The following is a 2,659-nucleotide window of genomic DNA, read 5'->3' as shown; positions in this document are numbered from 1 at the left end:
CGCAGTTGGGTCTCTGCTGCCAGCGTTTGAGCACTTTTTAGCCTTGCAATGGCAACCGGGTAAGCGGCATTCTTGTCCACATTGATCACCCGGTCGCTCCGGGGTGCTTAATTGCCTTCATAGAGCAGTCGGGCTTGCAACTGGTCCCGTAAACGCCACATGGCTCGATTGAGGTTAGCAGTAATATCAGCCCACAAATTCAAATGGGGGTTTTGCTCCCAATCGACTTCCGCATCCAGAACCGGAATCAAGTCGGGATGCAAACTGGAGCGTATCAGCGCGGCTTCCTGGTCAAACTTCGTCTTCAGCGATCGCTTGATCTGCCAAGGGTACTCGCTGCGGTCCACCTCAGAGAAGTTCTTGCCTTGGGCAGCACACCAAACGACCCGAGGGATGGGAGCACGGACGCGACTCAGAGCTTGAGCCGCGTCGGCGTCCGGAATCGTCCCGAAGAAAACACCATAGACAACCGCAAAATGATCAACTTCGATACTCACCCCAGTCGCCATCGAGGGCGTGGCAATCACCACATCGTAGTGAGGAGCTTGCTCGTTAATATGACGGACAAATTCAACCGCTTCTTCATTCCCAGAGGTATCGCTAGTAATCTTGATGCGGCGTTTTTCAGGGGGGAGCATCGCCGCGATCGCATCAGCGTAGTCCTTAGAGTCGGTTTGCAGCAGCACAGTTTTACCTGCTTGAATATCCTCTAATAGTTGAGCCGTGATGGCAGAATCATTAGGGCAATGCAGAAACTGCACTGGATAGCCTTGAGGTTGGTAATGGTTGTAGATCAAGTTCACGCCATCGGCTTCACCTCGGAGTTGTTGCAGGTACTTGAGGGTGGAGTCATTCAGATCCGCGTCGGCCACGACAACTCGGTGAGCCACGCGCATCAGCCAGTGTAAACGTGCTAAGAGAGCAGGGCGTTTGCCATCTTTGCGGCAGGTATTCGAAGTTAATAGATGCGTCAGAACTTGGCAGACTTCATCGATGACGAGGTCACAGCCAACAAATTGATTCGGGTCGATGGACAGCAAGGAATCGACACAGAGCCCTAAGCGCTGAGTCGTCCCTTTCCCCTGGGCATCAATCCATTGCCCATTGGCTTTATCCGCATCACTTTTCCAGGTCAGCCCCATGCGTTCGGCTAGCGATCGCCCCAAGCAGCGACGGTGAGTTAGCAGCAGGACTTTGCGGGAATCAGCCACGAGTTGTGCCATCAGCTTGGTTTTGCCTGTACCTTTGCTGGAGCAGATCGCCAGGATGCCAGCGTTAAGTTGATGGGCAGGACTGGCATCAGAGGGTGTGAGGGCCGGGAACTGAAGTTGGGACAAGTCAGGAGCGTTGAGAACTAAGCTGGGAGAGTAAGTCAGCTGTTGCCGCTGTTGCTGCACCCACTGCCAGTGGCTGAGAGCGGCGGCTTGGGAGTAGAGGGTTTGAAAAGCCTCAGCACCTTGGCTGACGACAAAGTCATCCACCCCTTTCTCAGGGCCAGGCAGGCAGATGACTTGTACCTCGCAGCCTTGTTGCTCGAGTAGCTTGCCAGTTTTGAGGATGGCGAGATTGACGTTCTTGATTGTTTGGGGTTTGCGGTCGTGGTCGAAGCAGAAGTAGAAGCGGCGACTGGGGACGGCAAATAGAGCGAGTTCTGGGATTAAGGACTCGGCCCAGATTTTACCCGCTTCATCGCGCAGCACCCGCCGACCGTTGAAGATGCCGGGCAGGGCGATCGCCACATAGCCATTGCTGAGTAAACAAGCCGCTTTCTTAGCTCCTTCGACCAAAATGATTGGGATGGCAGGATGTTTTAGCACCCACTGCCAAAATCTTGAGGCGGTTTCAGATGCAACAGCTTGGGTCTCTTTCTGACTCTCTACTTCAGTGGAAGTGACTCCATAGCGAGTTGCGACTTCCAGCCACAGGCGCGGAGGGAGGTTGAGGAAGAAAGCGCGGGTCGGCAGCTTTGGCGGATGCTCGTACTTAATGACCTTAGACTTCTCTAAGTCGATGCGGGGCCGATTGGGTTTGAAGCACCCCCAGAGCATGGGCTGCCAATCATCCAGTGGGTCCAGGCCGTTACACCACCAGCCGCCGAACTCGACATGAGCGTACTGTCGTATCAACCGGGTAACGAGTCGTCCGGCGTTAGTGCGCTCTAACTGTGCAGAGTAACAAAGATAGTCGTAAGGGGTCTCCCCATTCAGACTTTTAAGGCTTTTGGCAATCAGTGCGGGGTCAACCCCACTCTTGAGCCACTCTTGCCAATGTGGGGATTGGATATGAGCCGAGGGCGCATCCTGAGGTTCTTCCCCAGGATGAGTCCTCAGCAAAACTTGAGTATTCACAATAAATCTCCCTAATCCTTACTAAGTAAGGGATAGAGAGCTATGCGCTATAGGAACAACAACCCCAACTGAGGCTGAAGCTGCTGAAATTTCAAAGCGGAATTTATGTAAATTCCAATTGAATTCCCTGACAAATCGAGTTAATATAGGCGCATAACGATGTGGGCGACCTAACTGCAAGCCGCCAAGCGTACAAGTTAGAGTCCCCTCTATCCCTAAAAACAACCAATTCAGCCTTGTGACCCCTTCTGTACCACCAGTTGGGGTTTTTGGCTTCTAGGACCCCCTAGAACATAGCCATCACCTCAATT

At 53.1% G+C, this 2,659-nt stretch carries 1 protein-coding gene; it reads right to left on the bottom strand.

Translation table 11 applies throughout. From position 1 onward, the window contains the following. Positions 1-107 precede the first annotated feature (107 nt). Positions 108-2,348 (bottom strand): plasmid replication protein, CyRepA1 family, encoded by a 2,241-nt coding sequence (locus H6F68_RS24105; RefSeq protein ID WP_190562966.1) that lies wholly within the window; start codon positions 2,346-2,348, stop codon positions 108-110. Between the last annotated feature and the right edge of the window lie 311 nt (positions 2,349-2,659).

This window comes from Trichocoleus sp. FACHB-262, assembly GCF_014696035.1.
Lineage (GTDB): Bacteria > Cyanobacteriota > Cyanobacteriia > FACHB-46 > FACHB-46 > Trichocoleus.
Note: the sequence above shows the minus strand (reverse complement) of the source record. Positions and strands in the feature narration are given on the sequence as shown.